23 protein-coding genes are annotated in these 23,446 nt (G+C 74.4%); 14 read left to right on the plus strand and 9 right to left on the minus strand.

The features are described 5' to 3' along the window. Positions 1-18 precede the first annotated feature (18 nt). The 5 genes from ABIE39_RS12180 to ABIE39_RS12200 all read left to right on the plus strand — a co-directional run bounded on the left by ABIE39_RS12180 (position 19) and on the right by ABIE39_RS12200 (position 6,351). Positions 19-699, plus strand: a complete 681-nt coding sequence (locus ABIE39_RS12180) for a signal peptidase II (protein WP_354051928.1) — start codon at positions 19-21, stop codon at positions 697-699. Continuing rightward, complete coding sequence (locus ABIE39_RS12185; RefSeq protein WP_354051930.1) at positions 696-1,625, plus strand: RluA family pseudouridine synthase; 930 nt, start codon at positions 696-698, stop codon at positions 1,623-1,625. Before ABIE39_RS12180 ends, ABIE39_RS12185 begins: the two co-directional genes overlap by 4 nt. Then, positions 1,622-2,143, plus strand: coding sequence for a GNAT family N-acetyltransferase (locus ABIE39_RS12190; protein WP_354051932.1), 522 nt, complete (start codon positions 1,622-1,624; stop codon positions 2,141-2,143). The genes ABIE39_RS12185 and ABIE39_RS12190 overlap by 4 nt, the downstream gene beginning before the upstream one ends. 99 nt (positions 2,144-2,242) lie before the next feature. After that, positions 2,243-5,779, plus strand: coding sequence for a DNA polymerase III subunit alpha (gene dnaE / locus ABIE39_RS12195; protein ID WP_021481777.1), 3,537 nt, complete (start codon positions 2,243-2,245; stop codon positions 5,777-5,779). Between the two features lie 167 nt (positions 5,780-5,946). Then, complete coding sequence (locus ABIE39_RS12200; protein ID WP_354051934.1) at positions 5,947-6,351, plus strand: pyridoxamine 5'-phosphate oxidase family protein; 405 nt, start codon at positions 5,947-5,949, stop codon at positions 6,349-6,351. 27 nt (positions 6,352-6,378) lie between these two features. Here ABIE39_RS12200 and ABIE39_RS12205 read toward each other — a convergent pair whose 3' ends face one another. After that, positions 6,379-6,615 (minus strand): RNA-binding S4 domain-containing protein, encoded by a 237-nt coding sequence (locus ABIE39_RS12205; protein WP_175009530.1) that lies wholly within the window; start codon positions 6,613-6,615, stop codon positions 6,379-6,381. Positions 6,616-6,810: 195 nt separating this feature from the next. Here ABIE39_RS12205 and hisD point away from each other — a divergent pair, with 195 nt between their 5' ends. Beyond that, positions 6,811-8,136, plus strand: coding sequence for a histidinol dehydrogenase (gene hisD / locus ABIE39_RS12210; protein WP_034652906.1), 1,326 nt, complete (start codon positions 6,811-6,813; stop codon positions 8,134-8,136). Then, a complete protein-coding gene (locus ABIE39_RS12215; RefSeq protein WP_175009529.1) occupies positions 8,133-8,612 on the plus strand; it encodes a GNAT family N-acetyltransferase in 480 nt (159 codons plus the stop codon). Before hisD ends, ABIE39_RS12215 begins: the two co-directional genes overlap by 4 nt. A gap of 27 nt (positions 8,613-8,639) precedes the next feature. Here the strand turns inward: ABIE39_RS12215 and ABIE39_RS12220 are convergent, their stop codons facing one another. Together ABIE39_RS12220 and adhP are read right to left on the minus strand one after the other, a co-directional pair. Further along, positions 8,640-10,904 (minus strand): DEAD/DEAH box helicase, encoded by a 2,265-nt coding sequence (locus tag ABIE39_RS12220; RefSeq protein WP_175009633.1) that lies wholly within the window; start codon positions 10,902-10,904, stop codon positions 8,640-8,642. Between the two features lie 365 nt (positions 10,905-11,269). Further along, positions 11,270-12,292 (minus strand): alcohol dehydrogenase AdhP, encoded by a 1,023-nt coding sequence (gene adhP / locus ABIE39_RS12225; protein ID WP_175009632.1) that lies wholly within the window; start codon positions 12,290-12,292, stop codon positions 11,270-11,272. Between the two features lie 315 nt (positions 12,293-12,607). Between adhP and ABIE39_RS12230 the strand changes: the two genes are divergently transcribed. The 6 genes from ABIE39_RS12230 (at position 12,608) to ABIE39_RS12255 (ending at position 17,108) form a co-directional block, all read left to right on the plus strand. After that, entirely contained in the window at positions 12,608-13,771 is a 1,164-nt protein-coding gene (locus tag ABIE39_RS12230; protein WP_209827666.1) for a histidinol-phosphate transaminase, read from the plus strand. After that, positions 13,768-14,367, plus strand: a complete 600-nt coding sequence (gene hisB / locus ABIE39_RS12235) for an imidazoleglycerol-phosphate dehydratase HisB (RefSeq protein ID WP_175009527.1) — start codon at positions 13,768-13,770, stop codon at positions 14,365-14,367. Before ABIE39_RS12230 ends, hisB begins: the two co-directional genes overlap by 4 nt. Then, entirely contained in the window at positions 14,364-14,876 is a 513-nt protein-coding gene (locus ABIE39_RS12240; protein WP_175009526.1) for a hypothetical protein, read from the plus strand. The genes hisB and ABIE39_RS12240 overlap by 4 nt, the downstream gene beginning before the upstream one ends. Then, positions 14,873-15,547, plus strand: a complete 675-nt coding sequence (gene hisH, locus ABIE39_RS12245; RefSeq protein ID WP_175009525.1) for an imidazole glycerol phosphate synthase subunit HisH — start codon at positions 14,873-14,875, stop codon at positions 15,545-15,547. The genes ABIE39_RS12240 and hisH overlap by 4 nt, the downstream gene beginning before the upstream one ends. An 86-nt stretch (positions 15,548-15,633) precedes the next feature. Further along, positions 15,634-16,365 carry a bifunctional 1-(5-phosphoribosyl)-5-((5-phosphoribosylamino)methylideneamino)imidazole-4-carboxamide isomerase/phosphoribosylanthranilate isomerase PriA gene (priA, locus tag ABIE39_RS12250; protein ID WP_074810154.1) on the plus strand — a complete coding sequence of 244 codons (732 nt, stop codon included), beginning with the start codon at positions 15,634-15,636 and terminating at the stop codon, positions 16,363-16,365. Beyond that, positions 16,362-17,108 carry an SseB family protein gene (locus tag ABIE39_RS12255; RefSeq protein WP_175009523.1) on the plus strand — a complete coding sequence of 249 codons (747 nt, stop codon included), beginning with the start codon at positions 16,362-16,364 and terminating at the stop codon, positions 17,106-17,108. The genes priA and ABIE39_RS12255 overlap by 4 nt, the downstream gene beginning before the upstream one ends. Before the next feature lie 72 nt (positions 17,109-17,180). On the opposite strand, the gene ABIE39_RS12260 is transcribed toward ABIE39_RS12255, so the two are convergent. The 6 genes from ABIE39_RS12260 to ABIE39_RS12285 all read right to left on the minus strand — a co-directional run bounded on the left by ABIE39_RS12260 (position 17,181) and on the right by ABIE39_RS12285 (position 21,954). Next, positions 17,181-17,708: a hypothetical protein gene (locus ABIE39_RS12260; RefSeq protein WP_354051939.1), complete on the minus strand. Its 528-nt coding sequence runs from the start codon at positions 17,706-17,708 to the stop codon at positions 17,181-17,183. 94 nt (positions 17,709-17,802) lie between these two features. Further along, on the minus strand, positions 17,803-18,564 hold the full coding sequence (locus ABIE39_RS12265; protein WP_175009522.1) for a trypsin-like peptidase domain-containing protein: 762 nt from the start codon (positions 18,562-18,564) through the stop codon (positions 17,803-17,805). Continuing rightward, complete coding sequence (locus ABIE39_RS12270; RefSeq protein WP_255437323.1) at positions 18,561-19,349, minus strand: hypothetical protein; 789 nt, start codon at positions 19,347-19,349, stop codon at positions 18,561-18,563. Before ABIE39_RS12270 ends, ABIE39_RS12265 begins: the two co-directional genes overlap by 4 nt. After that, positions 19,346-19,717: a DUF1844 domain-containing protein gene (locus tag ABIE39_RS12275; RefSeq protein WP_374059024.1), complete on the minus strand. Its 372-nt coding sequence runs from the start codon at positions 19,715-19,717 to the stop codon at positions 19,346-19,348. The genes ABIE39_RS12270 and ABIE39_RS12275 overlap by 4 nt, the downstream gene beginning before the upstream one ends. Positions 19,718-19,861: 144 nt before the next feature. Next, on the minus strand, positions 19,862-21,376 hold the full coding sequence (locus tag ABIE39_RS12280; protein ID WP_175010165.1) for a catalase: 1,515 nt from the start codon (positions 21,374-21,376) through the stop codon (positions 19,862-19,864). Positions 21,377-21,489: 113 nt separating this feature from the next. Then, positions 21,490-21,954, minus strand: a complete 465-nt coding sequence (locus ABIE39_RS12285) for a transcriptional repressor (protein ID WP_175010166.1) — start codon at positions 21,952-21,954, stop codon at positions 21,490-21,492. Between the two features lie 431 nt (positions 21,955-22,385). Between ABIE39_RS12285 and infC the strand changes: the two genes are divergently transcribed. Then, the gene (infC, locus tag ABIE39_RS12290; protein ID WP_354051965.1) at positions 22,386-23,381 is read left to right on the plus strand and encodes a translation initiation factor IF-3; all 996 of its coding nucleotides are present in this window, start codon (positions 22,386-22,388) and stop codon (positions 23,379-23,381) included. The last annotated feature ends 65 nt before the right edge of the window (positions 23,382-23,446 follow it).

Here is a 23,446-nt window from a genome sequence, read left to right on the forward strand (position 1 = left end):
GTGGCAGACTTGCCGCCGATGTCCACCTCCGCGCACCCCGAGCCCACCGACCCCGTCGACACCTCCCCGCAGACGCCCGCCGACCCCTCCGCAGGAGCCGTCCGGCCCGGTCCGCGCCGCGTCCTGGTCGTGTGGACCGTCGTCCTCGCCGTCCTCGTCCTCGTGCTCGACCAGCTCACCAAGTGGTGGGCGGAGTCGAGTCTGACGCTCGGCGACGACACGATCCCGCTCGTGGGGTCGCTGCTCGGGCTGCGGCTCATCTACAACCCCGGTGCGGCGCTCTCCATCGCGACCGGCATGACGTGGCTCCTGACCATCGTCGTGGTCGCGGTCGTCGTCGTCATCGTGCGCATGGTGCGCCGCATCGGCTCGCGCGCGTGGGCGGTCGCGCTGGGTCTCCTGCTGGGTGGTGCGCTCGGCAACCTCGTCGACCGCTTCTTCCGGGAGCCCGGCTTCGCGCGCGGGCATGTCGTCGACTTCATCGCCTACGCGAACTGGTTCGTGGGCAACGTCGCGGACATCGCGATCGTGGCCGCGGCCGTGATGATCGCCGTCCTGTCGGTGCTCGGGATCGGTCTGGACGGGACGCGTCATGGCGGTGACGACCAGGACGGCGAGACGAGCGCGGCCGACGCCGACGAGCCGACGCCCGTGCCCGAGCCGACCGTCTCGCGGACCGACGACGAGGGGGCGCGGTGAGCCTCCGGTCGCTCCCGGTGCCCGACGGCCTCGCGGGCGAGCGGGTCGACGCGGGGCTGTCCCGACTCCTCGGCCTCTCGCGGACCCGGGCGGCGGAGCTCGCCGCGAGCGGCGCGGTCCGCCTCGACGGACGCGAGGTCGGCAAGTCCGACCGGCTCGTCCCGGGCGGGTGGCTCGAGGTCGACGTGCCCGACGCCGCGCCCGCGGTCGAGGTCGTCGCGGAGCCCGTGCCGGGCATGGGCATCGTGCACGACGACGACGACCTGGTGGTCGTCGACAAGCCGGTCGGGGTCGCCGCTCACCCGTCGCCGGGCTGGACCGGCCCGACCGTCGTCGGCGCCCTCGCGGCCGCGGGGTACCGGATCTCGACGTCGGGTGCCGCGGAGCGCCAGGGCATCGTGCACCGCCTCGACGCCGGGACGTCGGGGCTCATGGTCGTCGCGAAGAGCGAGGTCGCGTACACCGCGCTCAAGCGCGCCTTCAAGGAGCGCACGGTCGAGAAGGTGTACCACGCGCTCGTCCAGGGCCACCCCGAGCCGACCACCGGGACGATCGACGCGCCGATCGGGCGGCACCCGAGCGCGGACTGGAAGTTCGCCGTCACGGCGGAGGGCAAGCCGTCGGTCACGCACTACGAGGTCCTCGAGATGCTGCCCGCCGCGTCCCTCGTCGAGGTGCACCTCGAGACGGGCCGCACGCACCAGATCCGCGTGCACTTCTCCGCGCTGCGGCACCCGTGCGTCGGCGACCTCACGTACGGCGCCGACCCGGTGCTGGCCTCGCGCGTCTCCCTGACGCGCCAGTGGCTGCACGCCGTGCGCCTCGGGTTCGAGCACCCCACGACCGGGCAGTGGCTCGAGCTGACGAGCGAGTACCCGGACGACCTCGCGCACGCGCTCGAGGTGCTGCGCGGGGCGTACGCGTGACCGTCGCCGCCCCGGGGCCGGGCGACGCCCGGCTCGCCGTGGAGCGCGTGGTCGACGACGCCGGGCTGGCTGCCGCGCACGCGCTGCGGCTCGCGGTGTTCGTCGACGAGCAGGGCGTCCCGGTCGAGGAGGAGATCGACGACCTGGACGCCGCGGAGACCACCACGCACGTGCTCGTCCGGGACCCCGAGCGGGACGGGGAGGTCGTCGGGACGGGCCGGCTCCTCACGGACCCCGGGCACCCGGGCGAGGTGCACGTCGGCCGGGTCGCGGTCGCCGCGGTCGCGCGCGGCACCGGTGCCGGCGCCGCGGTGATGCGCGCGCTGGAGGAGATCGCGCTCGCCGAGCACGCTGTCCCCGGACAGGACGGACGCCCGGTCGTGCGCGTCCTCCTCTCCGCCCAGGTCCAGGCGATCGGCTTCTACGAGCGGCTCGGCTACGCCGTGTCCGGGCCCGTCTACCTCGACGCGGGCATCGACCACCGCGACGCCGCGAAGACCCTCACGGCCGACGTCTGACGCGTCGTCCGTCGTGCGGCACGGGCCGTCCGCGTGACGTGCCGCACGACCCGCCGCGACCTCGTCGGGGTGTGGGTGGGGCACGCCTAAGATCGGTGCATGCCCACCGCGACTGAGGACTTCGTCCACCTCCACGTCCACACCGAGTACTCGATGCTGGACGGCGCGGCCCGGATCGGGGACCTGTTCGACGAGGTCGAGCGCCTGGGGCAGAAGGCCATCGCGACGACGGACCACGGCTACGTGTTCGGGGCGTTCGAGTTCTGGTCGCGGGCGCAGGCGAAGGGCATCAAGCCGATCATCGGCGTGGAGGCGTACGTCACGCCGGGCACGAGCCGGTTCGACCAGACCCGCGTGCGGTTCGGGCAGCAGGGGCAGGAGTCCGACGACGTCTCGGCGCGCGGTGCGTACACGCACATGACGCTGCTCGCGAAGGACAACGAGGGTCTGCACAACCTGTTCCGGGCGTCGTCGCTGGCGTCGCTCGAGGGCCAGATGGGCAAGTGGCCGCGCATGGACCGCGACCTGCTCCAGCGCTACGGGAAGGGCCTCGTCGCGACGAGCGGGTGCCCGTCGGGCGAGATCCAGACGCGCCTGCGCCTCGGCCAGTGGGACGAGGCCGTGCGGACGGCGGGCGAGCTCCAGGACATCTTCGGCCGCGAGAACTTCTTCGTCGAGCTGATGGACCACGGGATCGACATCGAGACCCGGGTCACGAAGGACCTGCTCCGCCTCGCGGAGACCATCGGCGCGCGGCTCGTCGCGACGAACGACCTCCACTACGTGCGCGAGGAGGACGCGTCCAGCCAGGAGGCGCTGCTCGCGATCAACTCCGGGTCGACGCTCGACGACCCGGACCGGTTCAAGTTCGACGGCACCGGCTACTACGTGAAGTCGGCGGCCGAGATGCGCCGGGTGTTCGCGGAGCTCCCCGAGGCGTGCGACAACACGCTGCTCATCGCCGAGCAGTGCGAGGTGTCGTTCAACACGAAGGCGAACTACATGCCGCGGTTCCCCGTCCCCGAGGGCGAGGACGAGACGAGCTGGTTCGTCAAGGAGGTCGAGCGCGGGCTGCACCGCCGCTACCCGAACGGCATCCCGGACGCGGCGCGCAAGCAGGCGCAGTACGAGACCGAGGTCATCATCCAGATGGGCTTCCCGGGGTACTTCCTCGTGGTCGCCGACTTCATCAACTGGGCCAAGGACCAGGGCATCCGCGTCGGCCCCGGCCGTGGGTCGGCCGCAGGCTCGATGGCGTCGTACCTCATGGGCATCACCGAGCTCGACCCGCTGGAGCACGGGCTGATCTTCGAGCGGTTCCTCAACCCCGAGCGCGTCTCCATGCCCGACGTCGACGTCGACTTCGACGAGCGCCGGCGTGGGGAGGTCATCCGGTACGTCACCGAGAAGTACGGCGACGACCGCGTCGCCCAGATCGTCACCTACGGGACGATCAAGGCCAAGCAGGCCCTCAAGGACTCGGCACGGCTCCTCGGCTTCCCGTTCGCGATGGGGGAGAAGCTCACCAAGGCGATGCCGCCGGCCGTCATGGGCAAGGACATCCCCCTGTCGGGCATCTTCGACCCGAAGCACGAGCGGTACTCCGAGGCCGCGGAGTTCCGCCAGCTCCACGACACCGACCCGGAGGCTCAGCGCGTCGTCGAGCTCGCGCGCGGCATCGAGGGCCTGAAGCGGCAGTGGGGCGTGCACGCGGCGGGCGTCATCATGTCGAGCGACCCGCTCATCGACATCATCCCGATCATGCGTCGTCCTCAGGACGGCGCGGTCATCACGCAGTTCGACTACCCGACGTCCGAGGGCCTCGGCCTCATCAAGATGGACTTCCTCGGGCTGCGCAACCTCACGATCCTCGACGACGCGCTCGAGAACATCGAGATGAACGGCAAGGAGCCGATCGAGATCGAGTCGCTCACGCTCGACGACAAGGCGTCGTACGAGCTGCTCGCGCGCGGCGACACGCTCGGCGTGTTCCAGCTCGACGGCGGCCCCATGCGCGCGCTCCTGCGCCAGATGAAGCCGGACAAGTTCGACGACCTCTCGGCCGTCATCGCGCTGTACCGCCCGGGCCCGATGGGCATGAACTCGCACACGAACTACGCGCTGCGCAAGAACGGCCTGCAGAAGATCGAGCCCATCCACCCGGAGCTCGAGCAGCCGCTCGCGGAGATCCTGGACGAGACCTACGGCCTCATCGTCTACCAGGAGCAGGTCCAGAGGGCAGCGCAGATCCTCGCCGGGTACTCGCTCGGGCAGGCCGACCTGCTGCGGCGTGCGATGGGCAAGAAGAAGAAGGAGATCCTCGACAAGGAGTTCGTGCCGTTCCAGGCGGGCTGCCGGGAGCGCGGGTACTCCGACGCCGCGATCCAGGCGGTCTGGGACACGCTGGTCCCCTTCGCGGGCTACGCCTTCAACAAGGCGCACTCCGCGGGGTACGGCCTCGTGGCGTACTGGACGGCGTTCCTCAAGGCGAACTACCCGACGGAGTACATGGCGGCGCTCCTGCAGAGCGTGCGCGACGACAAGGACAAGCTGGCCCTCTACCTCAACGAGTGCCGGCGCATGCACATCACCGTGCTCCCGCCGGACGTGAACGACTCGGCGGCGAAGTTCACCGCGGTGGGCGGCGACATCCGGTTCGGCCTCACGGGCGTGCGCAACGTCGGCGCGAACGTCGTCGACGCGATCATCCGCACGCGCGAGGAGAAGGGTGCGTTCACGTCGTTCACCGACTTCCTCGACAAGGTGCCGGCCGTCGTCTGCAACAAGCGCACCATCGAGTCGCTCATCAAGGCGGGCGCGTTCGACTCGCTCGGGCACGCGCGGCGAGCCCTGCTCGTCGTGCACGAGCAGGCCGTCGACTCGGTGATCAGCGTCAAGCGCAAGGAGGCGGAGGGCCAGTTCGACCTCTTCGCCGACTTCGGCGGCGCCGACGCCGAGGACGGCATGTCGTTCTCCGTCGACGTGCCCGACCTCCCGGACTGGGACAAGAAGCAGCGCCTCGCGTTCGAGCGCGAGATGCTCGGCCTGTACGTCTCCGACCACCCGCTGTCCGGTCTCGAGCACGTGCTGACACGCGCGGCGGACACCGGGATCGCCAACCTGCTCGCCGACGAGGGCCGGCCCGACGGCTCCACCGTGACGATCGCCGGCCTCGTGACGTCGCTGCAGCGCAAGATGAGTAAGAACGGCAACCCGTGGGCCGCCGTGACGATCGAGGACCTCGAGGGCGCCGTCGAGGTGATGTTCTTCGGCGAGACGTACCTCGCCTACTCGACCGTCCTCGCCGAGGACCAGGTCGTGGTCCTGCGCGGGCGCGTGCGGCGCCGTGACGACACCATGCAGCTCCAGGCGATGGAGGTCTCCCTCCCGGACATCACCGTGGGCGCGGAGTCGCCGCTCGCGGTCAAGGTCTCGCACACGCGCTGCGTCGAGCCCATCATCCTGCGCCTGCGCGAGGTCCTCGCGACGCACCCCGGCTCGGCCGAGGTGCACGTCCAGGTCCTCGAGCCCGGCAAGACGACGGTCGTGCGCGCGGGCGACGGTCTGCGGGTCGAAAAGTCGCCGGCGCTGTTCGGCGACCTCAAGGCGCTGCTCGGGCCGTCCTGCCTGCTCTGACAGGGTGCCGTCGTCGGTCTCCGGCCCCGCGCGCGGTGCCGCACGGGGACGGCGCGTCCCGGCAACAGCCCGTGCCGTGCCCAGGCGGCACGGCCCCCGGCACCGTGTGACGACCGGCACGGGTCGGCTCCGGCCGACGCCGCGCGGCCACGCCTAGACTCGCGAGCGTGATCCGACTCAACCCCGAGCAGCGCGTCTTCGTCACCGAGCGGCACCTGGCCACGCTCACGACCCTGCGCGAGGACGGGAGCCCGCACGTCGTCCCGGTGGCGTTCACCTGGGACCCGGACGCGGGCGTCGTGCGGATCACGACGAACCGTGGCTCGGTGAAGGCGCGCAACGCCCGCCGGACCGGCCCGGACGGCGCGCACCCGCGCGCCGCGGTGTGCCAGGTCGACCGCGGGCGGTGGCTCACGCTCGAGGGCACCATCGAGGTCGTCGAGGACGCGGACGAGGTGGCGGACGCCGTCGCGCGCTACGCGCGCCGCTACCGCCCGCTGACGCCCAAGCCGGAGCGCGTGGTGCTGCGCCTCACGCCGGACAAGGTGATGGCCTCGACCTACATGGCCTGACCTGCTCGGGCGGGCCGTAGCGGCCGCTCAGGCGACGGTCGCGCTCTCCCCGCCCTGCGGCCGGTCCACCGTGACGACGTCGCCCCGGTGCAGCTGGCGTCCCCGGCGCGTGTCCACCTCGCCGTTCACGCGGACCTCGCCCTCGGTGACGAGCTCGCGCGCCTCCGCGCCGGACTCGGCGAGCCCGGCGAGCTTGAGGAACTGCCCGAGGCGGATGACGTCGTCGGAGATCTCGACCGGGCGGGCGTCGTCGGAGGGGTTCATGACGCCATTCTCCCCGGCGGTGAGCGCTGCGACGACACGGCCCCGACGACCCGAGGCTCGGCGGGCCGGGGCTCGGCGGGACGGCACCGGCGGGACGGCCGGGCGCGCGGGTCGCGACGCGCAGGCACGCCGGCGAGAGGACCGCAGGGCGGAACGCGCTCGTCGCGGAGCCCCCGGAACTCCTAGACTCGTCGCATGATCTCCCGCATCGATCTCCGAGGGCGTTCCCTGTCCGCACGCGAGCTCGCCGAGGCCCTGCCGCGCGCAGAGGTCGGCGTCGAGGACGCGGCGCATCGGGTCGCGCCGATCCTCGAGGCGGTGCGGACGCGCGGGGCCGAGGCCCTGCGCGAGTACGCCGAGCGCTTCGACGGCGTGCGGCCGGAGCACCTGCGGGTCCCGGCCGACGAGATCGCCGCGGCGCTCGCGGCGCTCGACCCGCAGGTCCGGGCAGGGCTCGAGGAGTCGATCCGCCGGGTCCGGCTCGTGCACGCGGCGCAGCGACCGCAGGACTTCACGGTCCAGGTCGCGCCGGGTGCCCAGGTCCGCCAGCGGTGGGTGCCCGTGCGTCGCGTCGGGCTCTACGCGCCCGGCGGGCTCGCCGTCTACCCGTCGTCCGTCGTGATGAACGTCGTCGCGGCGCAGGAGGCGGGCGTGCCGAGCCTCGCTGTCGCGTCGCCGCCCCAGCGGGACAGCGGCGGCCTGCCGCACCCGACGATCCTCGCGGCGTGCGCGCTGCTCGGCGTCGACGAGGTCTACGCCGTGGGCGGGGCGCAGGCGGTGGCGATGTTCGCGTACGGCGCGGCCGGCAGCGAGCCGCAGGACGGCGACGTGCTGTGCGAGCCGGTCGACGTGGTGACGGGCCCCGGCAACGTCTTCGTCGCGGCGGCGAAGCGCCTCGTGCGGGGCGTCGTCGGCATCGACGCCGAGGCGGGCCCCACCGAGATCGCGGTCCTCGCCGACGCCTCGGCGGACCCGGGCCACGTCGCGGCCGACCTCATCAGCCAGGCGGAGCACGACCCGCTGGCCGCCGCGGTGCTCGTCACCCCGTCGGTCGAGCTCGCCGCCGCGGTGGAGGCGCGGCTCGCGGACCTCGTGACCGCGACCAAGCACGCGCAGCGGGTCGCTCAGTCGCTCGCAGGCCCCCAGTCAGCGATCGTGCTCGTCGACGACCTCGAGCACGGGCTGCAGGTGGTGGACGCCTACGGCGCGGAGCACCTGGAGATCCAGGCTGCGGGCGCGGCCGAGCTCGCGGAGCGCGTCACGAGCGCGGGGGCGATCTTCGTCGGTCCCTGGTCGCCGGTCTCGCTCGGGGACTACATGGCCGGGTCGAACCACGTCCTGCCGACGGGCGGCTGCGCGCACTTCTCCAGCGGGCTCGGCGTGCACAGCTACGTCAAGGCCGTCCAGGTGGTCGAGTACGACCGCGACGCGCTCGAGGACCTCGCGGACCGGATCGTCGCGGTGGCGAACGACGAGGACCTCCCGGCGCACGGCGAGGCGGTGCGGGCGCGGTTCCTGTGACCGCCGCGCAGGACGGCGTCGTGCGGGTGCGGCGTGCGGTCCCGCGCGACGCCGCCGACCTGGTGTCGTTGCGGGTGCACCTCATGCGCGCGATGGGCGAGCCCGGCGCGGGGGACCCGACGTGGCAGGCGCGGGCCCGCGAGTGGTTCGCCGCGGGTCTCGCGACGTCGGACGTCGTCGCGTTCGTCGTCGACGCACCGGGGCGCCTCGCGGCGTGCGCGCTCGTCGAGCTGCACCGGTCCGCGCCGTCGGCCCGCAACCCGCGCGGCACGACGGCGCACCTGTCGAACGTCTGCACGCACCCGGCCGACCGCGGCCGCGGGTACGGGCGTACGTGCGTCGCAGCGGCCCTCGACTGGGCCCGCGCGGCGGGCGCGGACTCCGTGTCCCTGCACGCGACGCCGGAGGGAGAGCCCCTCTACCGCTCGCTCGGCTTCGTGGACACGACGTACACCGAGCTGCGCCTGCGCTGGTGACGCGCCCGGTCCCGGGACGGGACCGCGTCAGCGCACCCCGAGCACGAACGGGTGCACCGCCGCCGCCCCGGCGCGGCGCAGCAGGCGCGCCGCGACCGTGAGAGTCCAGCCCGACTCGGTGTAGTCGTCGACGAGCAGCACGCGGCGACCGGCGAGACCCGCGCGCGCGGCGTCCGACAGCTCGAGCTGGAGACGGCCCGCGACGCCCGCGAGGCGCGTCGCGGAGTTCACGTCGTGCCGGCCCGGCTCCTCGCGGCCCGGCACCGGCCCGACCGCGCCGATGAGGGGCTTGCCGAGGTAGCTCGCGAGCCCGTTCGCCAGGTGGAAGGTCAGCCGCGGTCGTGTCGCGGAGCGGACCGCGACGACGCCGTCCACGAGGAGCGGCCGCTCGGCGGGACCCCCGCTGCCGGGCGCGTCGTCGGCGCCGGTCTCCCCGTCCGGCTGCGGGGCGGACTCGTAGAGCTCCGCCCAGTCGTCGAGGACGCGCGCGGCGGCGCGCCGGAGCGCGACGGGCGTGTCGCCGTCGGGCGTCGTGGCTGCGAACAGCTCGCGCAGCGGCGCGGACCAACCGAGACCGTCGAGACGCGCGACCGCGCGCCCGGTCTCCGCGAGCTCGTCCGAGCCGAGGCGCCCGCGCAGGTCGAGCCCCAGGCGGTCCATGCCGCTCGGCCACTGCCGACGCGCCACGACCTCGACGCCCGGGCGGTCCATGTCGGCGCGCGCGGCGGCGACGGCCTCCGCGTCGGGGAGCGCGGGCAGCGTCACACCGCCGCACGTGTCGCAGCGGCCGCACCGCCAGCCGTCGTCGAGCTCCGGGTCGTCGAGCGCGGCCCGCAGGAACGCCATGCGGCACCCGTCGGTGGCCTCGTAGTCGAGCATCGCCTGCTGCTCGGCCGAACGCGTGGCGTCGACGCGCTCGTAGCGCTCCGCGTCGTACGTCCAGGGCTCGCCCGTGGCCTCCCAGCCGCCCTTGACCCGCCGGACCGCGCCGTCGACGTCGAGCACCTTGAGCATGCCCTCGAGGCGCGACCGCTTGAGGTCGACCTGCGTCTCGAGCTGCGCGACGGACTGCGTGCCGCCCGCACCGAGGGCGTCGAGGGTCGCGCGCACCTGGTCCTGCGGCGGGAACGCGGTGGACGCGAACCACTCCCAGATGCGACGGTCCTCCTCGCCCGGCAGCAGCACCACGACGGCCGAGTCCACGCCACGGCCCGCGCGCCCGACCTGCTGGTAGTACGCGATGGGCGAGCTCGGCGCCCCGAGGTGGACGACGAACGCCAGGTCCGGCTTGTCGAAGCCCATCCCGAGCGCGGACGTCGCGACGAGCGCCTTGACGCGGTTCTCCTTGAGGTCCTCCTCGAGCCGCTCGCGCTCGGCGGGGTCCGTCTGGCCCGTGTACGACGCGACCGCCAGACCGGCGGCGCGGAGCTGGCTCGCGACCTGCTCGGCGGCGGAGACGGTGAGGCAGTACACGATCCCCGAGCCGTCGACGTCCTGCAGCGCCTCGACGAGCCACGCGACGCGCGTCGGCTGGTCGGGCAGGCGCAGGACGGCGAGGTGCAGCGACTCGCGGTCCAGGCCGCCGCGCAGGACCAGGACGTCCTCGTGGGCTGCCGCGCCCGCGGCGTCGCCGACGGCCCCGCCCGCGGCGTGCGCCGCCGTCACGCCGAGCTGTTCCGCGACGTCGGCGGTCACGCGCTCGTTCGCCGTCGCGGTCGTCGCGAGCACCGGGATGCCGGGCGGCAGGTCGGCGAGGAGGGTGCGGATGCGCCGGTAGTCCGGACGGAAGTCGTGGCCCCAGTCCGAGATGCAGTGCGCCTCGTCGATGACGACGAGGCCCGCGTCGGCCGCGAGCCGGGGGAGGACCTCGTCGCGGAAGCCGGGGTTGTTGAGCCGCTCCGGCGAGCACAGGAGGACGTCGACCTCGCCGTCCGCGATCGCGCGGTGGACGTCGTCCCACTCGGTGACGTTGGCCGAGTTGATCGTCACCGCCTTGATCCCGGCCCGGGCCGCCGCCGAGATCTGGTCGCGCATGAGCGCGAGGAGGGGGGACACGATCACCGTCGGGCCGGCGCCGCGGTCGCGCAGCAGCCGGGTCGCGACGAAGTACACCGCGGACTTTCCCCACCCGGTGCGCTGCACGACGAGCGCGCGGCGGCGGAACGCCACGAGGGCCTCGATCGCGCGCCACTGGTCCTCGCGCAGCGCCGCGTCGTCGCGCCCCACGAGGGCGCGCAGCGCGGTCTCGGCGTCCTCGCGCAGCGACTGCCCGTCCAGGAGGCCGCGCAGCATGGCGAGCTTGGCCCGCTTGGCGGCCTCGCCGCCGTCGGCCGCCGGAACGGGCGCGGGGTCAGGCGCGGGGGCGCCGCCCCCGGCGTCCGTGCCCGGGACCTCGACGCCGGCCGGGCCCGCGGCGGGAGCCGCGGTCCCCGCTGCCTGCGCCCCCGCCCCCGCCCACGGGTCGCCGGACGGGTCGGCGGGCTCGTCGAGCGGCGGCTCGTCGGCCGGGTCGAAGGGGAGGTCGGCGTACGGGTCGGTGGGGCTCACCCGCACGATCGTAGGCGCACCCGCCGACCCTCGGGGCGTCGTGCACAGGCCGCGGCCCGCAGCCCGGGGGCGGGACGCGGGCCGTAGCCGTGGGTCGTGGGGCGGGCGGGTCAGGAGCGCATGTCCATGACCACGCGCCCGTCGATCCGACCCTCCTCCATCTCGGCGAAGATCGCGTTGACGTCGTCGAGCGGACGCACCGTGTACGTCGGACTGATCTTCCCGCGCGCGAAGAAGTCGAGCGCCTCCGCCATGTCCTTGCGCGTCCCCACGATGGAGCCGCGCACGGTCAGGCCGAAGAGGACGGTCGTGAAGATGTCGAGCGGGAACTTCTCCGGCGGGAGACCGACGAGCGAGACCGTGCCACCGCGGCGCAGCGCGCCCACGGCCTGCGGGAACGCGTGCGCGTTGACGGCGGTGACGAGCGCGCCGTGGACCCCGCCGCCCGTCTGCTCCCGGATCTCCGCCGCGGCGTCGGGCGACGTCGCCGCGTTCACCGTGACCTCCGCACCGTGCTTGCGCGCGAGCGCGAGCTTCTCGTCGTCGACGTCGACCGCGGCGACGCGGCGGCCCATCGCGACCGCGTACTGCACCGCGATGTGGCCGAGGCCGCCGATCCCGGAGACCAGCACCCACTCGCCGGGCTGGGTGTCCGTCACCTTGAGCCCCTTGTAGACGGTGACGCCGGCGCACAGGATCGGCCCGACGGCGGAGGGGTCGACCCCGTCCGGGACCACGGGGCAGTACCGCGAGTCGACGAGCATGTACTGGCCGAACGACCCGTCGACCGAGTAGCCGCCGTTCTTCTGCTGCGGGCACAGGGTCTCCCAGCCCGTCTCGCAGTACTCGCACTCGCCGCACGCGCTCCACAGCCAGGCGTTGCCGACCGTGTCGCCCACCCGTACGCGCGTCACCTGGTCGCCGACGGCGACGACCGTGCCGACGCCCTCGTGGCCCGGCACGAACGGGGGAGCGGGCTTGACCGGCCAGTCACCGCGCGCGGCGTGCAGGTCCGTGTGGCACACGCCGGTGTAGTCGACCTTGACCAGGGCCTCGTGGGGTCCGGGCGACGGGACGTCGACCTCCTCGACGACCAGCGGGTCGGTGAACGAACGGACGACGGCGGCACGCATGGTGGGCACGGGGATCACCTCGTCTTCTCGGGGAGAGGGGCCAGGAGGACCCTGCCGACGGTCCTCCCTACCCTCTCGACGCTACGCGCGCGAGGCCGCTCCGGCGCCCCGGACGGCCGGACCGGCGACCGACGTCCGTCCAGGTCGGGACCTCCGCCTCTCGTCGGCGAGGCCGACCGTCCCGGCCGACCGCGAGCCGACCGGCCCGGCTGGCCGCGAGCCGACCGGCCCGGCCGGCCGCACGTCGACCGTCCCGGGTGACCGCGTGCCGGACGTCACGGGCGGCCGTGCGCCGACGGTTCGTAGACTGTGGGGGTGACCCCACCCTCCGTCGCGGGACGACCCCTGCTCCCGCTGCGCCCCGAGCTCGCCGGCGTCGAGCCGTACGGCGCGCCGCAGCTCGACGTCCCGGTCCTGCTCAACGTCAACGAGAACCCGCACGCGCCGAGCGAGGCCGTCGTCGCGACGATCACCCGCGCGGTGCACGACGCCGCCGCCGGGCTGAACCGCTACCCCGACCGCGACTTCCTCGGCCTGCGCGCCGACCTCGCCGCGTACCTCGGCACGGAGGCGGGCGTCGCGCTCGAGGCGGACCGGCTGTGGGCCGCGAACGGCTCGAACGAGATCATGCTCCACGTGCTGCAGGCGTTCGGCGGCCCGGGGCGCACGGCCGTCTCCTTCGCCCCGACGTACTCGATGTACCCCGAGTACGCGCGCGACACCCACACGGCCTGGGTCGTCGGGCGCCGCGCGGACGACTTCACGCTCGACCCCGAGCACGCCCGCGAGGTCGTCGCGCGCGAGCAGCCGTCCGTCGTCCTGCTCGCGAGCCCGAACAACCCGACCGGCACGGCGCTGCCCGCCGCGACCGTCGAGGCGGTGTGCGAGGCGGCGCTCGCGGTGCGGGTCCCGCTCCCCGACGGGCGCGACGCACCCGCCGTGGTGGTCGTCGACGAGGCGTACGGCGAGTTCCGACGGGCGGGGACGCCGTCGGCCCTCGAGCTGCTCGATCGCTACCCGAACCTCGCGGTGACGCGCACGATGTCCAAGGCGTTCGCGCTCGCGGGCGCCCGCGTCGGGTACCTCGCGGCGTCGCGCGAGCTCGTCGACGCGCTGCGCGTCGTGCGCCTGCCCTACCACCTGTCGGCCGTGACGCAGGCGGTCGCGCGCGCGGCCCTCGCGCACTCGGGCGAGCTGCTCGCGCAGGTGTCCGCGCTGCGCGAGCGCCGCGACGAGACCGTCGCGTGGCTGCGCTCGCTGCGGCACCCGGACGGTCGTCCGTTCGAGGTCGCGGAGTCCGACGCCAACTTCGTCCTGTTCGGCACGTTCGCGGACCGGCACGCGGTCTGGGCGGCGTTGTTGGAGCGGGGCGTGCTCATCCGGGAGACTGGTCCCGACGGCTGGCTGCGGGTGTCGATCGGCACCGGCGACGAGATGAGGGCCTTCCGACAGGCCCTCGTGGAGGTGGCAGGACTGTGAAGCGCACCGCGCGCATCGAGCGCGCGACGTCCGAGTCGAGCGTGCTCGTCGAGCTCGACCTCGACGGGTCCGGACGGACCGAGATCTCGACGACCGTCCCGTTCTACGACCACATGCTCACGGCGCTGGGCAAGCACTCGCTCATCGACCTCAAGGTCGTCGCGACGGGGGACACCCACATCGACGCGCACCACACGGTGGAGGACGTCGCGATCACGATCGGCGAGGCGCTGCGCGTCGCGCTCGGCGACAAGGTGGGCATCGGGCGCTTCGGCGACGCGACGGTCCCGCTCGACGAGGCCCTCGCGCTCGCCGTCGTGGACGTGTCCGGGCGCCCGTACCTCGTGCACTCGGGGGAGCCCGAGGGCCAGGAGTACCACCTCATCGGCGGGCACTTCACGGGGTCGCTCACGCGGCACGTGCTCGAGTCGATCGCGCACCACGCGGGCATCTGCATCCACGTGCGCGTCCTCGCGGGCCGCGACCCGCACCACATCGTCGAGGCGCAGTTCAAGGCGCTCGCCCGGGCGCTGCGCGCCGCCGTCGCGCCGGACCCGCGCGTCGAGGGCGTCCCGTCCACGAAGGGAGCCCTGTGAGCACGCACGACGACGACGCGCTGGACGGCGTCGAGATCCCCGACGACCTCTCGTCGCTGACGGCCTCGGCGGTCCCCGACCTCGTGGCGCTCATCACGCAGATCGCGGGCGCGGAGCCGCTCGCGGCAGCGTGCTCGCTCGCGCAGGTCGAGGCGGACGTCGTCCCGACCGACGTCGGTGCCGTGGCGGTGCTGCGCGACCCGGCGGGCGACGCGCCCGCGCACGCGGCCGCCGCCCTGACCACCCTCGTCAAGGGCGTGCCGCTCGTGCTCGTCGAGCGCAGCGGCGAGCAGCTCACCATGACGCGCTGGGCGGACGGCGTGCCGGGCGACCGCCTCGCGCCGGGCCTCGTGCTCGGCGGTGCGCCCGAGTCGCTCGAGGACCTGATCACCGGCACGACGACGCTCGCCGACCAGGACGGCGTCGTGGCGAGCTCGTCGATCTCCCGCTGGAAGGCGATGCGGCTGCTCACGTCGGCGGCGCGGCGCGCACGGAAGGACGGCGCATGACCGAGCCCGGCGCCACGCCGTCGACCGCCCGCCGCCCGTCCGTCGTCGTGCTCGACTACGGCTTCGGCAACGTCCGCTCGGCCGTGCGCGCGCTCGAGCGCGTCGGCGCGGACGTCGAGCTGACCGCCGACCGGGCGCGCGCGCAGGACGCGGACGGCCTCGTCGTCCCGGGCGTGGGCGCGTTCGCCGCGGTCATGACCGGCCTGCGCGGCGTGCGCGGCGACGAGATCGTCGGTCGGCGCCTCGCCGGCGGGCGGCCCGTCCTCGGCATCTGCGTGGGCATGCAGGTCATGTTCGAGCAGGGCGACGAGCACGGGACGCTCACCGACGGGCTCGGGGAGTGGGCGGGCCTCGTGGACCGCCTCGATGCCGACGTCGTGCCGCACATGGGCTGGGACACGGTCGACGTGCCCGAGGGCAGCGTGCTGTTCCGCGGCGTCGAGCACGAGCGCTTCTACTTCGTGCACTCCTACGCCGCACGGTCGTTCACGACCGGGCAGGACCTCCCGGCGGACTCGCCCGTCCGCCGACCGCTCGTCACGTGGTCCGAGCACGGTGGCCGCTTCGTCGCGGCCGTCGAGAACGGCCCGCTGTCGGCGACGCAGTTCCACCCCGAGAAGTCGGGCGACGCCGGCGCGACCCTGCTCGAGAACTGGGTCCGCTCGCTCTGAACCGTCTGCGCACCGAGGCACACCGCCCGGCGCGCACCACCCGGCGCGACAGCGCCGCGCCACCGCCTACACCGATGGAGACCCCCGTGACCGACCGCCTCGTGCTGCTCCCCGCCGTCGACGTCGCCGACGGCCAGGCCGTCCGCCTCGTCCAGGGCGAGGCGGGCTCCGAGACCTCGTACGGCGACCCGCTCGCCGCCGCGCTCGACTGGCAGTCCGGCGGCGCGGAGTGGATCCACCTCGTGGACCTCGACGCCGCGTTCGGCCGCGGCTCCAACGCGGAGCTGCTCGCGGACGTCGTCGGGCGCCTCGACGTCCAGGTCGAGCTCTCCGGGGGCATCCGCGACGACGCGTCGCTCGAGCGCGCGCTCGCCACCGGCGCCCGCCGCGTCAACCTCGGGACGGCCGCGCTCGAGAACCCCGAGTGGACGGCCAAGGTCATCGCGGAGCACGGCGATGCGGTCGCCGTCGGCCTCGACGTGCGCGGCACGACGCTCGCCGCGCGCGGCTGGACGCAGGAGGGCGGCGACCTGTGGGAGGTCCTCGACCGCCTGGAGGCGGCCGGGTGCGCGCGGTACGTCGTCACCGACGTGACGAAGGACGGGACGCTGCGCGGCCCGAACCTCGACCTGCTGCGCGACGTCGCGGCGCGCACCGACGCGCCCGTCGTCGCCTCCGGCGGCATCTCGAGCCTCGAGGACCTCGAGGCGCTGCGCTCGCTCGTCCCGGCCGGCGTCGAGGGCGCGATCGTGGGCAAGGCCCTCTACGCGGGCGCGTTCACGCTCCCGCAGGCGCTCGACGTCGCGGGTCGGCCGTGACGACCGACCACGAGCCCGCGGGCCCGGGCAAGGCGCTCCCGCCGTCCTCCGGCTTCGCGGGCGACGACGGATCGGCCGACCCCGCGCTCGCCGCGCTCCTCGACACCTACGCCGCGGGCTCGGCCTCGCTGTCCGACGTCGTCGCTCGCCTCGGCGAGACGCGCGTGCTCGTGCCGATCCTCGCCGAGCTCGAGAGCGCGGGCGAGGGCGAGCACGGGCACACGGTGGACAAGGAGGCGTCGGCCGGGGTCGTCGCCATCGAGGCGCCGGACGGGCGTCGCGCGCTGCCCGTGTTCACGTCCGTCGCGGCGATGGCGGCCTGGCGCGCCAGCGCGCGGCCGGTGCCGGTGGACGCGCGCCGCGCGGCGCTGTCCGCCGTGAGCGAGGACTGGTCGCTGCTCGTGCTCGACCCGGCGGGACCGGTCACGGCGCTCGTGCCGCGCCCGGCCGTGTGGGCGCTCGCGCAGGGCAAGGACTGGTCGCCCGCCGTCGTCGACGGGGTCGTCGTGCCCGAGGTGCTCGCCGCGGTCCAGGGGTCGCTCGCGGGCGTGCCGCACGTGGCGCGCGTCTGGGCCGAGCCGGGCCGCCGGGCGGAGGTCGCGGTGGTCCTGCGCATCGACGCCGGTCTCGACCGCGCCGGTCTCGACGCCGTGCTCGGGCAGGTCAACGCCGCGCTCGCGACGGACGCCGTGGTGTCCGAGCGCGTCGACGGGCTCGAGCTGCGCGTCGGCCGGGCCGACTGAGACGGTCGGTCGACCCGGTGAGGCCGGCGCGTCCGCGGGGCCGGTCCGGGTCGACCGACCGCCCGTCCGGGTTCAGCGCCGACGCAGGCGGCTGAGGCCCCACGCGAGCGCGGCCGAGAACGCCACGACGGCGCCCAGGGCCTGCCCGCCGAGGATCACGCGGTTGAGGTCGAGTGCCGGCTGCCAGCGCACCCCTGCGTCGTCGACGACGTAGACGCCCTTCGCGACGACCCGCACCCCGAAGCCGCCGCCACCGCCCGAGCCCTCGCCGCCCGCCTCGCCCCCGGCGTTGCCGGAACCGGGGTCGGACGACGAGCCGCCGTCCGCGGTGCCGTCGCCCGGGTCGGCGTCCGCCTTGCGCGCGGACGCCGCGCCGACGCGACGCCGCCAGTCCGCTGCCCCCTTGCCGGAGAGCTCGCCGGTGCCGGACCCCCAGCCGGAGCCCGTGCCGCCCCAGACCGTCGCGACGGGGATGACGAGCGTGCCGTCCCGCTCGTAGGACTCCCCGAAGACGCGACGCACGGTGAGCGTGTCGCGTGCCGCGTGGGTGACGTGCGCCGGGTCGACGGGGGGCGTGTCCGAGCTCGCGTGTGTGCTCATGGCACGAAGGGTAGACCTGAGGCCCCCGGTGCGCGCGGGAACCGCGCGCACCGCCTCGTCGTCGAGGCCGCGGGCGCTCGGACGCCGGGACGGGTCAGGCGTCGCACTCCGGGAGGGCCGTGAACGCGGACTCGTCGCCGAGCATCGTCTGGAGGGTGCTCACGGGCACGAGGAGCGACTTCTCCGTCGAGGTCTTCGCGTACACGACGCCGATCACCTCGCCCGCCGCGTTGAGCGCGGCCGAGCCCGAGCTGCCCGGCTCGACGGGGGCGTCGGTGACGAGCACCTCGCCGAGGTTCTCGTGCAGCGGGTCGGTCGTCGTGCCGATCACCGATCCCTGGGTCACGGTGAGCCGTCCGCCCTCGGGGTACCCGACGACCGTCACCGCGTCGCCGGGCGCCGGGTCGGCGGCGGCGAGGGTCGGGGCGGACGGGAGGTCCTCCGCGGTCCGGACGATCGCGAGGTCCGCCAGGCCGGCCACGCTCGCCGTCTGGGCGGCGATGTCGCGCCCGTCGTAGGTGAGGAGCTGGAGCGAGCGCGACGAGTCGACCACGTGCTTGTTGGTGATGAGCGTGCGGGAGTCGACGGCGAACCCCGACCCGGTGGACAGGCCGTCGCACCGCACGTTGCGGATGCGCACGGCCATGCGCTGCACGGCGTCGAACCCGTCGGGGGAGAGGTGCTCCGAGCCGGCCGGGTCGTCCGGCGCCACGAGCGACGGGACGACCGAGCCCGGCACCGGCTCGGGGAGCTCCGGGAGGACACCGCACGCGGCGAGCGCACCGCCCACGAGCGACAGCCCGAGCACCGCGCCGACGACGCGGGCGGAGGCGCGCCGGGACGGGCGGCGCGTCATCCGGCGAGCTCCTGCTGGAGCTGGGCGTTCGCGTCGGTGGCCTCCTGGCACAGCACCCCGACCTGGTCCGCGAACCGGTCGATGTCGGCGGGGTCGTACGCGTCCCGGTTGTTCAGGTACCCGATGAGCTGCGTCTGCGCCGTCGTGCACTGGCCGAGCGCGGCCGCGACCTTGCCCGCGGCGTCCGAGACGCGGCTCTGGTAGTCCAGGTACTGCTGGGACGCCTCGTTCTCGTCGCCCAGCTGGGCCTTCTCGTTGGCGAGGTCGCTGATGCGGTCCTGGGCGGCGGTGAGCTGCGTGCGCGCGGACTCGAGCTCCGCGTTCGCGCCGTCGAGCTCGGTGCGCAGCTGCGCGACGTCCTGCCCCAGGCCGCGCGCCTCCGACTCCCACGCGGCGCTGGTCTCCTGCCAGCGCGTCGTGGTGAGCCACAGGTACGCGCCGACGCCCAGCGCCGCGGCGAGGGCCAGCGCGAGCACGACGATCGCGACCACGGCCCCGCGACGACGTCGCGGCCGGGCCGCCGCGGCACCGCTGTGCGTGAGCGTGCCGTCACCGCCCGTGCGCGCGCCGTCGCCCGACGCGGTCCCGGTGGCCGTCGAGGCGTACGCCGACCCGGGTGCCGGAGCCCCGGGGCCGGCCGCCGCGGGCGCGAACGACGGCGGCCCGACGGCGCCCGGCGCGGTCGCCGGGACCGCGCCGGCGGGGGTGCCCCGCGGCACGCTCTCGGGCGGCTGCGGCGGCCTCGCGGGACGGCCGTGCGGGGGCGGGACCGGGGGAGTGCTCAACTCACGGCGCCCGTGTACTTCTCGCCCGGCCCCTCGCCCGGGGCGTCCGGGTAGACCGACGCCTCGCGGAAGGCCAGCTGGAGCGAGCGCAGCCCGTCGCGGAGCGAGCGGGCGTGCTGGTTGCCGATGTCGGGGGCGCTCGCGGTCACGAGCGCGGCGAGCGCGTTGATGAGCTTGCGCGCCTCGTCCAGGTCGAGGTGACCCTGCTCCTGCGCGTCCTCCGCGAGGCCGCACTTGACGGCGGCGGCGCTCATGAGGTGGACGGCCGCGGACGTGATGACCTCCACGGCGGCCACGTCGGCGATGTCGCGCACCGCGTCGGTGGCGGGGTCGGGCACGGCGGCGTTCTCGGTACTCATGGCGACCATCTTTCCATCCGGCGGCGGGAGCGGTGGCCCCGGTGCGGGCGGGGGTCGGACCGCCCCCTGCCCGGGGACGACGTCGGCCGCCGCCCCCGGCGAGGGGCGGCGGCCGACGGGGTGCGACCGCCCCGCAGGGCGGCCGCGACGGGGTCAGACGCGGACCGGCTCCGCGGCCGTCCCGGGCTGGCCGCCCTCGAGCGGGGCGTCCGCGGCGGCCAGGGCCGCACGCAGGTCGCGACCCAGGTTCGCGTCGACGGACGTCCAGTACTGCACGGCGCGCTCGCGGATGTCCTCGCTGCGCACGGCGCCGACGTGGCCCGTGATCGTCTCGAGGAAGCGCGCGCGGGCGGCGTCGTCGAAGACCTCGCGGTAGAGCGTGCCCGCCTGGCCGAAGTCGTCGTCCTCCGGGTGCAGCGTCGCGGCGCTGCGCGTCAGCTCGCCGTCGGCCTCCCAGCCGGCGGACTCCGCCGCGCGGGCCGGGTCGGCGTGCGCGCCGCCCCGGCTGTTGGGCGCGTACACCGGCGTGGTCGCCGACGAGAACGAGTAGCGCATCGACCCGTCCTTCGCGTACGAGTGGCCGGCCTCGGCCGCGGCGTGCGGCGCGTTCACCGGGAGCTGGGCGTGGTTCGTGCCCACGCGGTACCGGTGGGCGTCGGCGTAGGAGAAGATGCGCGCGAGCAGCATCTTGTCCGGGCTCGTGGCGATGCCCGGCACGAAGTTGCTCGGCGCGAACGTCGCCTGCTCGATCTGCGCGAAGTAGTTCTCCGGGTTGCGGTTCAGCTCCATGATGCCCACCTCGATCAGCGGGTAGTCGGCGTGCGGCCACACCTTCGTGAGGTCGAACGGGTTGAACCGGTAGGTCTTGGCGTCCTCGTACGGCATGACCTGGACCGAGAGCGTCCAGCGCGGGAAGTCGCCCCCCTCGATGTGCTCGTACAGGTCGCGGATGTGGTGGTCCGAGTCCGACCCGGCGAGCTGCGAGGCCTCGTCGGCCGTGAGGTTCTTGATGCCCTGCTGGGTCTTGAAGTGGTACTTGACCCAGAACCGCTCGCCCGCCGCGTTGATCCACTGGTAGGTGTGCGAGCCGAACCCGTCCATGTGGCGCCAGCTCGACGGGAGGCCGCGGTCGCCCATGAGCCAGGTCACCTGGTGCGCCGACTCGGGGGAGAGCGACCAGAAGTCCCACTGCATGTCGTTGTCGCGCAGGTTCGAGCCCGGCAGACGCTTCTGCGAGCGGATGAAGTCGGGGAACTTGATGCCGTCGCGCAGGAAGAACACGGGCGTGTTGTTGCCGACGAGGTCGTAGTTGCCCTCGGTCGTGTAGAACTTCAGCGCGAAGCCGCGGGGGTCGCGCCAGGTGTCGGGCGAGCCCTGCTCGCCGGCGACGGAGGAGAAGCGCGCGAGCATCTCGGTCGTCGTGCCGGGCTGGAACAGCGCCGCACGGGTGTACGCGCTGACGTCCTGGGTCACGGTGAACGTGCCGAACGCGCCGCCGCCCTTGGCGTGCACGACGCGCTCCGGGACACGCTCGCGGTTGAACTGGGCGAGCTTCTCGACGAGGTAGTGGTCGTGCAGGACGATCGGGCCGTCGGCGCCGACGGACTGGGAGTGGGCGTCCGAGGCGACGGGGGCGCCGGCGTTCGTCGTGGTGAAGGGCGCGGTCATGGGTCTCCTTCCGTGAGCCGCGGGTACGGCTCGTGTGGCGTTCTCAAACAGTGCATCCGTGAGGAAACGGACGTGCTCCGGGTGCACGAGGCCCCGAGGCGGGTGGTGCGGGGTCAGTCGGCGCAGTCCGGGCAGAGTCCCCAGAACGTCACCTCGGCGGTGTCGATCCGGAACCCCGCGGTGCTGCTGGGGGTGAGGCACGGGGCGTGGCCCACGGTGCAGTCCACGTCGGCGACGGCGCCGCAGCCCCGGCACACCACGTGGTGGTGGTTGTCGCCGAGCCGGCGCTCGTAGCGGGCCGGGTGCCCGGCGGGCTCGATGCGGCGCACGAGCCCCTTGTCGGTGAGCGTGTGCAGGACGTCGTAGACGGCCTGCACGGAGACGGAGCCCAGCGCGGTGCGCGCGGCCCGCAGGACGTCGTCGGCGTCCGCGTGCTGCTGCACCTCGACGGCGTCGAGCACCGCCAGGCGTGCGGCGGTGACGCGCAGGCCGTGGTCGCGCAGCTCGCTCTCGTGGCGTGCGCGGCGGGCCCCGTCCTCGAGGCCGGTGCCCGCGGTCGACGTCGCTCCTGTGGTCATGGCGACCACTGTACCCCCCTATTCTGGAAGAGTTCCATTGATGGATCGAATCAGGTGTCCGACGAGCGTTCCGCTCGACGCCCGCGACCGCTCTGCTATCCTTGACGACTGACCGACTCGTTCGTGTCCGCGTCACCCGGTTCCGGGTGGTGGGGAAGGCGTGCGGGTGCGCAAGTGGATGACATCCCACCCGGGTCTCGACCGCCGACTCACGTCGCGACAGAGGCCGGGTCCTGGTCCGGAGCGAGCCCCTCGGGGAGCGCTCCGCCGTGGTCGTCGCGTTCGCGTGACGTCCCGACCTGATGGCCTCCGCCCTGCGCCAGGGACGGAGGCCTTCTTCGTGTCCGGGCGGTCTACCGACGACTTCCTAGGAGCATCACATCAGCGAGCCTCGCATCAACGATCGGATCCGCGTCCCCGAGGTCCGACTCATCGGTCCCGGCGGGGAGCAGGTCGGCGTCGTCCGCACCGAGGTTGCCCTGAGCCTTGCCCAGGACGCGGACCTCGACCTCGTCGAGGTCGCCCCGGACGCCCGGCCCCCCGTCGCCAAGCTCATGGACTTCGGCAAGTTCAAGTACGAGTCCGACATGAAGGCGCGTGAGGCGCGGCGCAACCAGGCGAACACGGTCCTCAAGGAGATCCGTTTCCGCCTGAAGATCGACCCGCACGACTACGGCACCAAGAAGGGCCACGTCGAGCGCTTCCTCGCGGCGGGCGACAAGGTCAAGGTCATGATCATGTTCCGCGGCCGTGAGCAGTCGCGCCCCGAGATGGGTGTCCGCCTGCTCCAGCGCCTCGCGGACGACGTCGCGGAGCTCGGCTTCGTGGAGTCCATGCCGAAGCAGGACGGGCGCAACATGACCATGGTGCTCGGTCCGGTGAAGAAGAAGGCCGACGCCAAGAGCGAGCAGCGCAAGCGCGCCCAGGAGGCCGAGCCGCGTCTCACGAAGTCCGCCCAGCGCGCCGCGGCGCGCTCGGGCGACGACGCGGACGTGACCGACGAGACCGAGACGGTCGAGACGGTCGAGGCCACCGACGCGGTCGAGGCCACCGACGCGGTCGAAGCGACGGAGACCGCCGTCGAGGCGACGGAGACCGCGGACGCGGTCGAGGCCCCTGCTCCTGCCCCCGCGCCGGCGGAGGAGCCCGCGCCGGCCCAGGCCGCTCCGGCCCCGCGCTCGGCTCCGGCTCCGCGCTCGGCTCCGGCCCCGCGCTCGGCTCCGGCCCCGCGCTCGGCTCCGGCCCCGCGTCCCGCCGCCCGGCCGGCCACGGAGTCGAAGCCCGCGACGCCCCGCCCGGCGCCCGCGGCCTCGCCCGCACCGGCGTCGTCCGACGGCGCGAAGCCCGCAGCACCTCGGCCCGCCGCGCCGAAGCCGGGTGCTCCGCGCCCGGCGCCCAAGCCGGCGCCGCGAGGCAAGGCCGGCTGAGCCGGCACCACGGACGGACCCTGCTCGGGGTCCGGGCCCACCGGCCCGGACCCGAACACGTCGGC

The organism is Cellulosimicrobium sp. 4261, assembly GCF_040546915.1.
GTDB classification, from domain to species: domain Bacteria; phylum Actinomycetota; class Actinomycetes; order Actinomycetales; family Cellulomonadaceae; genus Cellulosimicrobium; species Cellulosimicrobium cinnabarinum.